9 protein-coding genes and 1 pseudogene are annotated in these 14,079 nt (G+C 43.3%); 6 read left to right on the top strand and 4 right to left on the bottom strand.

The annotated features are described in order from the left end of the window. Window positions 1-14: 14 nt before the first annotated feature. From K08M4_RS08600 to K08M4_RS08590, 3 genes are all read left to right on the top strand, one after another. The gene (locus K08M4_RS08600) at window positions 15-1,277 is read left to right on the top strand and encodes a DUF945 family protein (RefSeq protein ID WP_086049586.1); all 1,263 of its coding nucleotides are present in this window, start codon (window positions 15-17) and stop codon (window positions 1,275-1,277) included. Window positions 1,278-1,440: 163 nt separating this feature from the next. Then, window positions 1,441-2,535, top strand: a complete 1,095-nt coding sequence (gene serC / locus K08M4_RS08595; RefSeq protein ID WP_086049585.1) for a 3-phosphoserine/phosphohydroxythreonine transaminase — start codon at window positions 1,441-1,443, stop codon at window positions 2,533-2,535. A gap of 67 nt (window positions 2,536-2,602) precedes the next feature. Next, on the top strand, window positions 2,603-3,295 hold the full coding sequence (locus tag K08M4_RS08590) for an MOSC domain-containing protein (RefSeq protein ID WP_086049584.1): 693 nt from the start codon (window positions 2,603-2,605) through the stop codon (window positions 3,293-3,295). Window positions 3,296-3,415: 120 nt separating this feature from the next. On the opposite strand, the gene K08M4_RS08585 is transcribed toward K08M4_RS08590, so the two are convergent. Then, window positions 3,416-4,132, bottom strand: coding sequence for a 3'-5' exonuclease (locus K08M4_RS08585; RefSeq protein WP_086049583.1), 717 nt, complete (start codon window positions 4,130-4,132; stop codon window positions 3,416-3,418). Between the two features lie 5 nt (window positions 4,133-4,137). Continuing rightward, the gene (locus K08M4_RS08580; protein WP_009847053.1) at window positions 4,138-6,027 is read right to left on the bottom strand and encodes a DUF294 nucleotidyltransferase-like domain-containing protein; all 1,890 of its coding nucleotides are present in this window, start codon (window positions 6,025-6,027) and stop codon (window positions 4,138-4,140) included. A 150-nt stretch (window positions 6,028-6,177) separates the two neighbouring features. Between K08M4_RS08580 and K08M4_RS08575 the strand changes: the two genes are divergently transcribed. Beyond that, entirely contained in the window at window positions 6,178-6,819 is a 642-nt protein-coding gene (locus K08M4_RS08575) for an outer membrane beta-barrel protein (RefSeq protein WP_086049582.1), read from the top strand. A 161-nt stretch (window positions 6,820-6,980) separates the two neighbouring features. Here the strand turns inward: K08M4_RS08575 and K08M4_RS08570 are convergent, their stop codons facing one another. Next, window positions 6,981-8,171, bottom strand: coding sequence for an amino acid aminotransferase (locus tag K08M4_RS08570; RefSeq protein WP_086049581.1), 1,191 nt, complete (start codon window positions 8,169-8,171; stop codon window positions 6,981-6,983). 261 nt (window positions 8,172-8,432) lie between these two features. Here K08M4_RS08570 and K08M4_RS08565 point away from each other — a divergent pair, with 261 nt between their 5' ends. After that, window positions 8,433-11,591: an Ig-like domain-containing protein gene (locus K08M4_RS08565; RefSeq protein WP_086049580.1), complete on the top strand. Its 3,159-nt coding sequence runs from the start codon at window positions 8,433-8,435 to the stop codon at window positions 11,589-11,591. 107 nt (window positions 11,592-11,698) lie between these two features. Here the strand turns inward: K08M4_RS08565 and K08M4_RS08560 are convergent. Next, window positions 11,699-12,131 (bottom strand): annotated as a pseudogene (locus tag K08M4_RS08560) (aminotransferase class I/II-fold pyridoxal phosphate-dependent enzyme); the annotation flags it as partial. Between the two features lie 362 nt (window positions 12,132-12,493). Between K08M4_RS08560 and K08M4_RS08555 the strand changes: the two are divergent. Next, the gene (locus tag K08M4_RS08555; protein ID WP_086049579.1) at window positions 12,494-14,047 is read left to right on the top strand and encodes a vWA domain-containing protein; all 1,554 of its coding nucleotides are present in this window, start codon (window positions 12,494-12,496) and stop codon (window positions 14,045-14,047) included. The last annotated feature ends 32 nt before the right edge of the window (window positions 14,048-14,079 follow it).

The following is a 14,079-nucleotide window of genomic DNA, read 5'->3' as shown; positions in this document are numbered from 1 at the left end:
TAGAAAGAGAACTCATGGAACAGTTAAGAAAAATTGGCGCAATCGGCGGAGCAATCTCATTGGCACTTTGTTGGCCGCTAGCGGTTGGACAAATTGGACAAAATGCCATTACCGATGGCGTTGCAAAGCTTAACAATTCAAGCATTCAAGCTGAGATCGTGGAGTACGATAGAGGTTACCTGTCTTCTAACGTAACTACTCGCCTAACTGTGACCGATGACAACCTGAAAGAACAACTCGCGATTGATGGGCTGCCGAGTGAGTTTGTCATTAACAGTGCGGTTAGCCATGGCTTAGTGAGCTTAAACGCGCTGTCGACGTTTGATAATACCGATATTTTGCCTCTAACTCTGACAACTAGCACAGAGCTAAACGGCAACACTGACTTTAATTTTGAGTTAAGCCAGTTCAATCATCAAGGTTCTGATGAGAATGGTACTTCGGTATCTATCACGAAATCGAATCTTTCTGGCCACGCGACTGTTTTAGGGCAAGTTGATTACGAGCTTTCTATCCCTTCGGTTCAAATTGACTTTGAAACCGGTGAAGAGGTAACACTGTCAAACCTAAAAGGTGTGGGTTCAGGCCAACAAGCGAAAGGTTACTGGCTAGGCACACAGAACTTTACTATCGATAGCTTCTTGGTTTCAGACTCTTCAACGCAGCCTTTCATGACCATTGAAGATTCTAAGTACGATTTTGAATCGCATCTAGATGAAGCCACTAAGCGTCTGCGCAGCAACCTTAAGCTGGATGTCGCAAACATTGAGACCAGTGAAGGCCAGTTGAACAACCTAAACGTCGATTTTGAAATGTCGAAATTGGATAGCGAGTCGTTTGAGAAAATCTTCGAGATTTACCAATCTAATCCAGTGATGACGCAAGAAGACGTTGCAGAGATCATTCCATTTATCGATATCCTGTTTGCCAAAGGCTTCGACCTTTCGATGAACAACATGTCGTTAGAACTAGGTAAAGGGCAATTCGAATCTAAGTGGTTGGTGAGCGTACCGGAAGGGACAGAGAACATCAGCAGTAATCCTTCGATGATTGTACCTGCATTAACGGGCAACCTTCACTCTAGCTTCTCAAACGAGCTTGTTGAAGAGTACCCGTTCATCCGTGAAGGTATCGATGAATTGCTGGTGATGGAAATGATCAAGGAAACACAAAGTGGTTATGAAATCCGCGCTGACCTAGAAAATGGAAACCTAGTGTTCGAAAATGGACAAGAAATTCCATTAATTGCTCTACTTATGCCGGTTTTTGTTCAATAAACAGAGCAAGGCTGAATACTGATAGGGTGATTTAGCAGGTTAAGCTTAAACATTTTATACGGTACAAAACAAAAGAGGTCTTAAGACCTCTTTTGTGGTTTTTATGTTGGGTAAAACATGGTATTACTTGCATAGTTATTATTTAGCAGGAGCAATTATCCCCATGGAACTTACATTAGATAACGTATTCAACTTCAGTGCTGGCCCAGCTGCACTGCCTAAACCGGTAATGAAACAAGCGCAAGCAGACTTTATTGATTGGAATGGTTTAGGCACTTCCGTTATGGAAATCAGCCATCGCAGCAAAGAATTTATTCAAGTTGCTGACGAGTCCGAACAGGATTTACGTGATCTTCTGAACATCCCAGACAACTACAAAGTTCTTTTCTGTCAGGGGGGCGCTCGTGCTCAATTCGCTGCTGTTCCTTTAAACCTTCTAGGTGACGCGACGAAAGCGACTTACATCGATGCGGGTTACTGGGCTGAAAGCGCCGTGGCTGAAGCGAGCAAATATTGTGAAATCGATGTATTTAACGCGAAGACGTCAATTGATGGCAAAGCGGCGGTTGTTCCGGCTAAAGATTGGAAAATCGACCCAGAAGCGGCGTACGTACATTTCTGTCCAAACGAGACCATTGATGGCATTGAAATCAGTGAGCTTCCTCAAACGGATAAGCCAATCGTCGCGGATATGTCATCTAATATTCTGTCTCGTAAGATCGATGTGTCTCAGTACGGTGTTATCTACGCGGGTGCTCAAAAGAATATCGGCCCGGCTGGTATCTGCATTGCTATCGTACGTGATGACCTACTCGAACTCGCAAACGACGTATTGCCGAGTATTCTTAACTACAAAGTACTTGCTGAAAAAGACTCAATGTTCAACACACCGCCAACGTACGCTTGGTACCTATCTGGTCTTGTATTCAAGTGGCTGAAAGCTCAAGGTGGCGTTGAAGCGATGGAATTGGTGAACAAAGAGAAAGCGGCGTTGCTTTATAATGCAATTGATAGCTCTGCTTTCTACAAAAACGATGTTCACACCGCAAACCGTTCAAGAATGAACGTACCTTTCCAGTTGGCGAAACCCGAGCTAGACAGCAAGTTCTTAGAGCTAGCTGATGCTGCAGGTCTGAAATCACTAAAAGGCCACAGAGCGGTAGGTGGGATGCGAGCATCACTATACAACGCAATGTCTTTGGAAGGTGTGCAAGTATTAGTCAACTTCATGAAAGAGTTTGAAGAAAAACACGCTTAAATAGGGCGTAATTTACAATAAGAGGAGCGAAAGCTCCTCTTTTTTTACTTGCTGAGAAGGAATAGATATGAAGAAGTTAGGCGTAGTAAATAGTGTATTGGCTGGTAAAACCGTTGCCTATGCACACGGTGCTCAGAGTGCAATTAATAAGCAGGTTTTACCTGAGCGTCAGCGTGCCACTGAACTTGGCTTTATTAACGATGAGCAAGCTGACCCTCGTTTTCATGGCGGTATTCAAAAAGCCCTTCATATCTACCCAAGCGAGCACTACTTAATTTGGCAGGAAGAATTAGGTGGCAAAGCAATCTTTCAATCTGCAGGCGCATTTGGTGAGAATATAAGTTCAAGCGGTGTGACTGAAACTTCCATTTGTTTAAAAGATAAGATTCGCATTGGTTCAACATTATTGGAAGTCTCGCAAGGACGTATGCCATGCTGGAAGCTGAACGTGCGATTCGATCAAAATGATATGGCAAGAAGGCTACAAGATACCCTGCGAACAGGCTGGTATTTCCGTGTATTGGAAGAGGGTGATATCGGTGCTGGAGATGAGATCCTTCTATGTGAAAGGCCTTACCCAGAATGGCCGTTAACTCGAATCATGGGAGCGGTGTTCACAGGTTGTTTGGATAAACAAGAGCTCAAAGAATTGGTGGAGCTGCCTTTAGTCGAATCTTGGGGAGCACTTATCGAGCGTCGCCTTGAAACTGGAAAAGTCGAAGATTGGGAAATGCGATTAGTTGGTCCGACAGCGGAGTAGACTTTCTATTCATGCTTAAAAGATAATCATGCGCAAAAAACGCTCACTATCTAGATGATGTGAGCGTTTTTAGCTCTGAGGTGAGCACTATTAGTCAGTAACTAACAGCGACTAGTTTATCTATAACCAGAAATCTTTAACCGGCATATCAGGGCTAAAATGGTGCGCAATCTGTGCTTGCAGAAGCTCCGCTGTCGCAATTGCATCCGTTAATGCATGATGCGGCGTGTAGTCGGGTAAGTGGTATCGACGGCGGCTCTGCCCTAATCTCACTGACGCAGGCTTCTTGCCCTTTAGCTTATTCCATAATCCGCCAGCCAGTTTGTTCTGGATTTGAGATTCGATCTCGAGCGTATCGAGGACTGGAAACTCAATCCCTTCACCTAATCTCACTTTCAGTGCGTTGTCCAAGAAATCACGCTCGATACGGCGATAATGAACGACTGGGATATGCCCCGCCATTGATTCTAAAATCTCATCTAATACTTCACTCAAGTCTGGCGCGTCAATGATGTCGTTATGAGTGATACCATGAATGACCACTGAATCTTCTTCCAATTTCTGTTTTGGCCTTAATGTCCAGTGTCTAGCCTGCCGCAAGTAGATTCGATTGAGCGTAAACGGAACTAGCCCGATGGTAATGATGCCATCTTTGTTTGGGTTTAAACCGGTTGTTTCAAAGTCTACCGCCAAGAACTTTATTTCTGACACTGGAGTATCAGGAGAAGGAAGAGGCTGGCTATAAAATTGCTTTAAGCGCTCGTCTCTCGCTCGTTCCAGCTTCTGAGCAAACTTAAATGGCCAATCGACCGCGGGTGATCTGAATAGTTTGTTCATAGGCCCTACTTAAACTTATTGCTGGCTTGATAACGGAACTTAAGGAAGTTCTGCGCATTACTTAATATTTGGAATGCGTCCTTTAGGTTGCGTCGCTCGAAGTCAGATAGGTTCTCTGGCTCAATGTTGTTATCCGGTTCTATGTTGTTGTCGACATCGTGTGCTTGGTGGCGAATACGAACTAAGGAGATAAACTCCATTGCATCTTTCAAGTCTTGAGCTCGCCCCTTCGGCAGAATACCTGCGTCGATAATGTCATCCAAACGTTCAAACGAGTTCTTCGAGCGAGAGGCGACCGCCAAAGAGTGAACACGAATTAGATCGGCAAGTGGTGCGGTACCACGACGTTTAAGGTTGATCGAGTTGTTATGACGACCATCTTTCTCCATTACGAAATCTTTGAAGAAGCCAAGTGGTGGTGTTCGGTTGAGTGCGTTACGAGCAAGACACGCCAAGAAACGGTTGTTCTTACGCGCACGTCTTACAATAAAACTATTTAACTGTTCTGCCCATTTTAAGCGGCCATAAACACCATCTAAATCAAAGAAGATAGAGGCGTTCAGTAGTGCTTTCGGGTTTGGATCATCAATCCAATCAGCGAAGCATTCTTCCCATTGTCGACGTGTCATACGCCAAGTTGGGTTAGTGGCCATGATGTCACCGGTACAGTACACATAGCCACATTGGTCTAAGCCATCACAAATGAAGGTCGACAGCTCTTCAAAGTACTTACCGTGCTTTTTCTCGTCGTAGGTATCATCAAGAATAATGGCGTTGTCTTGGTCAGTAACGAGCAGCTGCTCATCACGCCCCATCGAGCCGAGCGCGAGGAAACAATAAGGGATCGGCGCTTTACCGAGTTTATCTTCGGCTAGTTCAATAATTCGTTGTTTAAAGCTACGGCCAATTACCGACATTGCGGTACCCACCATGTGGGCATTGGCGTCTTCGTTAACCAAGCGCACAAAGCTGTCTTTTACTTGCTCAGAAAGCACTTTGAGGTCTTCGATGCTTTGCTGTTGGAAGATACTACTTACCAACAACAGTGAGTTTTGAGATTCGTAACGTACGATATCAGTCGCTTCGATAATACCAATAGGCTTCTTATCTTTTAGCACAGGTAGGTGATGGACGTTATATCGAAGCATGGTCATCATGGCTTCGTATACATAGGCATTATGATCGAGCGAGATTACCTCTGCTGTCATGACACTTGATACTTCATCCGATGGGTCGAGCCCTTCTGCTAAAACTCGAGTACACAGATCACGATCGGTAATGATGCCAATGACGGGCGTCGAATCGTCTTCATCATCTTCCACAATGTCGGGATCGATGATCAGCAAAGATGACACATTATCTTGCGCCATCATGGTTGCAGCTTGTTGGATGGTTCGGGTTTTTTCGATCATTGGCGCTTCGCTAGTCAGCAGCGTCTTTACCTTTGATGTGGTTAGATCGTTAGCATCGTTGCTGTCTGAGTTAGCCTGACGCAATCGCGCATTATCTTCTACTTCGACAAAGTCAGCGAATGAGTCATAGTTGTCGTAGAGTTCTTGGAAAATAGGTTCAGGGATACAGTAGAGTAGGGTGTCTTCTGTTGCCTTTACAGGGAAGCGAACTTTATTGTTGGTGAGTAGCCCCATTTGGCCAAATAAGTGTCCCTCATCCAGTCGGTTATAGAGCTCACCTTTACGACGATAGACTTCTACTTCGCCGCTTCGAACAATGTAAAGATCATTAATCTGGTCACCAAAGTGAATGATAGGGGTATCTTGGCGGTAATAAGAAATTTCGACGCTACTGGTCACTTTCGCCAACATCTCCTCAGGGAGTTCTGTGAAAGGGGGGTATTGTGCCAGAAAGTTTTGAATCTCTAATAACTCAGCATCCATAATGATCATCCATTGGTTTGTATGATTTCATGGTACAACATTTGATAATATTTTGCCGTCACAAATCAATCTGTGAGCTAAAACCTTTTTAAAGTCTTAGGGATAGACTAATCTTTCAATTAATAGGGTGACAGTTAAAGGATGATAGGAATGCCGAAGTGGAAACTTAGTTTAGTATCTGCAGTTTTTATGTTTTCTTCAAGTTCGTGGGCCGAGACTCACAGTGTGGATATTCTTGATTATGACCATGTATACGCCACCGCTCATTCGGGAAGTTTGAATGAAGATGCAGGCAGCAATAACAATGCATCATCGTATGGGTTAGGTATCAGCTATGCGATGACGGATGATTGGCTATTGTTGGGCGACTACAGTGCTCGTTTCATTCACCCAGATGACTCAACAACTCGAATGGATACCCTTATGCCGGGTGTTGGGTACCGTTACAGCATTAAGCGAGATCTCGATATAGTGGCTTACTACCTGCTTGGTATCACGAAGGGGGAGGTCGAAGATAACGGAACGAACATTACTCGTTCGTCAGACACGGAGTTTATCCAAGGGATAAAAGCCGAACTCAACTATGGCTTTGCGAAACGTTGGATAGCGAACGGCAGTGTACAAGTGAATCGCGGTGACTTGTTTGATGAGGAAGTTTACCACCTAGGTTTACGCTATTTAGTGACCAACAAATTTGCGATTGGTGGCTCTTATCAACACAGAGATGGTGAAGGTAAGATTCGCAGCGAGCGTACTAACGAGCTAGGTGTAGAGTTCTTCCTAGAGTATTAACTAGTAATAGTAACGCAGAGACTAAGTGTTAGTAACGAAAAGGCTAAGTGTCTTAACCGCTAATATAAAGAAGACAGACACGAAAAAGCCAGCTTAGTCGCTGGCTTTTGTCTATTTATCTGTCTATCTATCGCTCGACAGATACAGGTTTCGCCTTTCGATTAAAGAACCGCAGCGATGCCTTTACATAGAGGGCCCATGTTCGACTTAGTCATGCCTGCTACGCTGATACGGCCAGAGCCAACAATGTAGATAGCGAATTCGTCTTTCAGGCGAGTTACTTGCTCTTTGCTTAGGCCAGAGAACGAGAACATGCCGTTTTGGCGCTCGATGAATGTGAAGTCGGCGTCTACACCTTCAGATTTAAGTGTCGTTACAAACAGCTCGCGCATCTCTTGGATACGGTCGCGCATTTCTGCTACTTCTGCTTCCCATTCAGCACGTAGATCAGCATCACCAAGGATGTGAGTAACGACAGCACTGCCGTGCGCTGGTGGGTTAGAGTAGATAGAGCGGATGATGCTCTTAACTTGAGAGAATGCTGTTGTTGCTACGTCTACAGACTCTGCAACCAATGTGAATGCACCAACACGTTCGTTGTACAAACCAAAGTTCTTAGAGAACGAGCTAGCAACAAGAATTTCTTTGTTGTATTGAGCAAAAATACGCAGGCCAGCTGCATCTTCTTCAACGCCTTTTGCAAAACCTTGGTAAGCAAAATCGAATAGAGGAAGCAGTTTCTTCTCAGCAACTAACTTAGCCAGTACTTCCCACTCTTCAGTTGTTGGGTCGATACCTGTTGGGTTATGACAGCAGCCGTGAAGAAGAACGATATCGCCAGCAGAAGCTTTCTCTAGGTCAGCAACCATGCCTGCGAAGTCTTTGTCTTTTGTTTCAGCGTTGTAGTAGCTGTATTGAGCTGTCTCGATACCTGCAGCAGCGAAAACGCCGTTGTGGTTAGCCCAAGTTGGGTTACTGATCCAGATTTTTACGTCGCCCAGTTGGCGCTTGATGAATTCACCCGCTACGCGAAGTGCACCTGTACCGCCTGGAGCTTGTGCTGTTTTAGCGCGTTGAGATGTAACGATCTCAGCGTCTGAACCGAAAAGAAGTTTCTGAACCGCTAGACCGTATTCAGCTGTACCTTCAATCGTTAGGTAAGATTTGGTTTTTTCGTTTTCAAGAAGTGCAGCTTCTGCTTTCTTTACTGTTTTAAGTACAGGCGTTTGACCATCTTCATTTTTGTAGATGCCAACACCAAGGTTGATTTTCTCTGCACGAGAGTCTTTTTTAAACTCTTCAGTAAGGCCGAGGATAGGATCGGCGGGAGCAGCTAACACTTTTTCAAACATAATCTTCATCCATGTCAATTGAGAGGGAGGTAATAATAACTCCAGTATTTATACCTTTCATATAAGGTTGATACAACTCAAAATCTAGATTTTATTAAAACGACTTTTTATAGGCGGCTCAGAACATTTAATTTAACCAATTTTTCGGTATTTCTATTTGGAACGACTGTACGTAGCTGCTGTTTTGTTCAACGCAATTCATTGCTATTAAAATGATTTTTATGCATGTTTATACTGGTCAATATAAAGGAACCACATAGAATGAAGAAAATACTGAGTCTATGTTTTGTGGTACTAGCGGTAGTCATGGCTGGTGGGTGCAAAGATAGCAAAAACGAAGGCCATAAGCCCATGGTCTATAACCCTACCAAAGCATCCCCGCCCGATCTTTCTGTAGCCATTACGGTTAATGGTAAAAAGCGTACTTTAGAGCTCCGTCGATATTCGATCCGAGAGCCTGATATGAAAGTATATCTATGGGATCATCGTATTAATGGAAACGCACCATCCAGTACTATTAATACACCTGCGATTCGTGTTTATCGTGGTGTAGACACCAGTGATAAAAATACTCAAGTTATTGCCGCACTGACCAGTAAAAATAAACTCTATGTGACAGCGTTCCGTGGTAGTCAAAGAGTATGGACAATTGAAAAAGCAGACATCATAAGCGGACTATCCGCTAAGAAGCTAACAGCAACAGCTCAAAACTTAGCTTCGGTTACGCCGCAGTCTGCCATTTTAGACAATATGCAAAAAGCAATTAAAACTATAGATGAAAGTCCGAGTGCACCAACATCTGGTTTAGATAACTTAATTGCTAAAGACAAAACGCAAGTTCAGTTGCACAAAGTAAAAGTGGCCGTTCACGTGTCCTACCAAGCGTTTGTTCAAGAAGCGGACAGCAACTTGGATGATGCGATGGTGCTTGTCGACTACTACATTAACTTGGTTGACTATGTGTTGAGCCGAGATGCCTTGTTACGTTTTTCTGTCAATGACGTCTTGATCGAAACTTGGGGATACCTAGACGATCATTACCAAACTTGTATAAAAAGTGCTTCTCATGACGCGTGTAAGACATGGGGTTACCAGCATGAAAACGAACCCGTTCGAGTAGCTGCCATTAAATGGTGGGATGAGCAAAGAAAAACGAGAGGTTGGGATCTCAAACATAGAATGCTGTGGCTGAAAGGCAATTGGATTCTAGGTGTGAACTTCGGAAGCATTGTTCGCTCACCGGGTAACATGATAGGTGCAGATGGTGTGGTATTACATGAAACGGCACACTACTTAGGTACTGGCCACAGTACTTCAGCAGAAGGTCATGGTATTCAAGGTGGTGAAGCTCACGTTGACGATATCAATTTCAATATTTATAAAAATAACCGTCTAAGAAGAAATCTTGTTGGACCTGCGGATTATCCTCTGCCTCCATCAGCTAAAATTGATCACTTTAGTGTAAAACGTGACAGCACGACGGCATTAGATGTCATGAAAAATGATGTCGATGCTAATGGTGATAAGATTTCTATCCATAACGTTGATAAATACTCGGCACAAGGTGCTGAGCTAAGTATCACAAATGGGAAAGTCACCTATAAAGCACCGAAAGGTTTTATCGGTGAAGACGAATTCCATTATGTCATTACAGATGGCAAAAAGCTGTTTGATCGCGAATTAGTGCATGTCAAAGTTACATCGCCTGATTTATATGCGCGTTTCGACTTTGAACAGCCGCCTATTGATGACTTATGGATGGTGAACGCTCAAACAGGGTTGGCAGGACAAGTTGCTGTAGTTAAAGAATCGAGTAAACAGTTAATTTCTGAAGTTTGGGTTAACCAAGGTTACGCGAATTCGAAAACACTAAAACTAGGTGCTTACGAGTCAGTAAAATCTAACTTACTAGAGAACGATGTTCAGGAATCTTATAAGTATAAGTTCCACTACGGACACGATTTCGATTTCGGTGAAGACGATTTTACTTTGTCACTCAAAGTGAAACCTAATGTGAAACTGGAACATCCAATTGATCTTGTTAGTAAGGGTATTTGGGTTGATGGATTCCAACTTAAGTTAACGAAAGAAGGAACATTAGAATGGTTCATGATTTCGCGTCAACTTGCTGCTTATGCTGGTGGAAGTGACCTTAGAAAGGTGTCTGTTACAACCAAAGAGGCACTTAACCTCAGTCAATGGAATACTGTCGCAGTGCGCGTTGATCGTACTACTCAAAAAGTTTCTATTTGGGTTAATGGAAAGCAAGCTACGCTAGTTAACAACTACAGTCGTGATAAAGAAGAAAGCGATGACATGAAGTTGGCTGATGGCTACGCAGGTGTTTGGGGAGCGGGTAGCCGCTTGTCTGCGGGTACAAGCCAAGGGTTGATCATTTCTAAGCCTTGGATGGATGCAGGCAAAGATGCTACAGCTAACCTAGAGTCTGAGCAAAAAGCAGGTAATATCTTGGTTGATAATATCGAGATGCGCTCATTTGCTTTGTCTGATGGTGACATGGCGGCGCTTGCTAATGATAGCTTAAAGTATGCGCATACACCGCGACCATATAATGGACAATCGATCCCATTCAAGGGTAACCATAACTTCACTTGGAAAGTATCTAAGTCAAGTGCTTACAAAGTGTATACCAGTACAGATAATAGCACTTGGTTAGAAGTTCAATCAGGTGCTAGTTCTGCTGCTTCAGGTTCACACACTGTAAATCTAGACCCAGCAAGCGATGTTTTATATTGGCGCATTGATTTTGATGGTAAAACCGGAAAAGTATGGTCTGTTCGTAACTCACTGAACACGGGTATTCAGAACATATCTTTCAGTTATGCTGAAGCAAACTCTGGTGCTAAGTACCCTCAATGTACCGTAACTAAGAATGGCGACTGTTTATTTGGTTGGGGAGATGGCAGTAGAACGGATCAATATAACCATAGCTGGACACAAAGCCCTGCAGATATTATTAACTGGGAAGGTCATCTTTACCTTGGTGGTGAAGACAAAAAGCCTGAAGTGTCAGTTACAGCTGAAAGCGGACAAAGCTGGAAAGCGATTCGTTTTAGAGCCGCCGTTATTGGAAAAGGCTGGACTGGTGCTCAAGACCTACCAAAAGGTACGCTTAAGTTATTCGCCAATGGTACTGAAGTATGGAAGGCATACAGCATTGGTGACAACATTGTTGATGGCGCGTTAGCAAAATCAGGGAATCAGTGGTCTAGCTTGCCTTCCATCGGTTCTTCTTCAGTCAGTGTGCCAAGAGGTACGAAAGTAGGGCGCTACGGTATTCACCGTGTTGATTTGCCAGCCGATACAACAACACTTAAGTGGGTATATGAAGTAGAAAATCTGGATAGCAAAGGGAAGAACCCAGGCGTAGCTCTTGGTGGTGTACAACTACTAAGATAGTGTTTCTTCTAAACCAAAAAAACCCAGCATATTTATATGTTGGGTTTTTTATTGAATCAGTTTAAGCCAATCTTATGGTTGAGCTACCTCGATACCTCGATACCTCGATACCTCGATACCTCGATACCTGCAGCCGCGAAAACGGCATTGTGGTTAGCCCAAGTTGGGTTACTGATCCAGATTTTCACGTCACCCAGTTGGCGCTTGATGAATTCACCCGCTACGCTAAATGCCCCCCTGCCACCTGGATCTTATGCTGTTTCAGCGCGTTGAGACGTTACGATCTCAGCACCTGAACCGAAATGAAGTTTCTAAACGGCTAGCCCGTATTCAGCGATACCTTCAATCGTTAGGTAATATTTGGTTTTTTCGTTTTCAATAAGTGCAGCTTCTGCTTTTTTACTGTTTTAAGTACAGACGTTTGACCATCTTCATTTTTGTAGATGCCAACACCAAGGTTGATTTCTGTGCACGAGATTCTTTTTTTAACTCTTCAGTATGTCGAGGATCGGCAGGAGCCGCTAACACTTTTTCAAACATAATTTTCCTCAATGTTTAATTAAAGGGGAATATTGAACTCTCTCTTTCATACCTTTCAACGTGACTCGGTACAACAGTAAATGGAGAGTAAATTTAGATAAATGGCAGATATTTCTGAGTGGACGGCTGAAATAGATAAAAATTTAAGTTTCGCTTTCTAGGGGGGGAGCTTGGAATTGCACTGTAAATTTGTTGAACATGTAATGTTAAATGAGTCACAAAAATGATATGCAACTGGTGATATATGACGTGGCCGGCCATGTGATGTGGATTCAAAAATGATTTTCTGAACAAATTGTATTTAACTAAAGAATCGACAAGCAATGAATTTGGCTATGGGTATATTAATCAAGGAGTAGAAGATGAGCTTTAAATTGAGGATAGGGACATTACTTGTATCAGCATCACTGATCGTTGGGTGTTGGAGTGATGGTGAGACGATATCTACGGAGTCGTCAAGCACTACTGATATCGGTGATACTGGTGATACTGGTGATACTGGTGATGCCGGTGATATCACTGAAACCACAACTTTTGCAGGTACGTTACTTGTGCCTGAATCTACAAAGATTAGAAGTGCAAGGGCCCTTAACAGAAATATAAACATATCAAGTTACAGTGCTAAATGCCCCAATGTACCGGCTGGTTACCTACCAATGTCGAATGCGACCGTTGCTATTGAAGACTCTGCTAGTGGTCAAGTTGGTGATACAAAGACAACAGATAGCTGTGGCTCTTTTGTAATCGAGGTTCCTGTTGATAGCGCTGACACCGAAGGATATGTCATTGCAGCGACAGCAGATGGTTATAAGGCGCTGAAAGCGAATGCCGCAAACTTCCAACAATCAGGGACTACTCCAAATACAAGTGTTGTGGCTTCGACTATTCCTTCCAGTGCGACTTATGTCATTAGTGCGATGCAAAAGGCTGGTGGCAGTGAGTTTGTTTTCTCCATAACAGATTCTGTAACCAATAATGCGGTCATTCAGTTGTCTAAAGATGTTTTCTCATTAGAAATTAATAATTTGCCGGTTAATTTTTTGTCTTTGAACACTTCTGAACAGCTTGCAGTGTCCACTTCAAATGTTCTCGCATTGGATGCGAGTGGCTCTATGTTTGCTAATGAATTCGATGAAAGCGTTGATCCACCGGTCGCGATTCTTGATGGGGATGGTAATCCTGTAACGTTGCTTCAGTTAACAGCATCGGCAGCACATCAATTTATCACTGAAAAAGCAGACGCAGATGAGGTAGCCGTTGTACCTTTTGATCACAATGTAGAGTTGATCGATAACACACTTTTGGCAAACTACTCAATGACTGATAGTGACAGTGCCAATGTCACCTATAATTACTCAGATTCTGGCTTCGTTACGAGCAAAGCGAACTTACATTTTTCTGTAGATATGTATAACGCGTTCTCACCATTATGGAATAATTTTAGTCGGTACGATGAAAAACATGCCGATCGTACCGATTCAGTATCTTCTCTAAATGATGACTACAGGTGGAGTGGAGGTACTCAATTAGAGGATGCTATTAATGATTCTGTTGCATTAGCTTCAGCTAGAAGCAACACGCTCAAACGTATATTCGTAATGACTGATGGAAACAGTTCATTTGTGGACCGTGATGGAGTTGTTGCTGCGGCATTACAAAACTCGATTCCTGTGAATGCTATTTCGGTCGGTAGTGGGGCGAATACTGCCGATTTGTCAGTCATTGCCGAAGAAACCGGCGGTGCATTCTTTGAATTGACTGACGCGATAAACATTGCTGGGATTTATTCATCTCTGCAAACGTCAGTGAAGTTCTCTTACGTCGCTTACTTGGGCATTCCACTTCAAACGGGGGATGTTATAAAATTGACATTGGACCTTAATGGCGAAATTGTTATTAGAACGATAACTCTATAACTTGTTAAATAAAAGTGGCGCTAGAAACGCCA

Source organism: Vibrio syngnathi, from assembly GCF_002119525.1.
GTDB classification, from domain to species: Bacteria; Pseudomonadota; Gammaproteobacteria; order Enterobacterales; family Vibrionaceae; genus Vibrio; species Vibrio syngnathi.
This window is presented reverse-complemented; position numbering and strand designations above follow the sequence as displayed.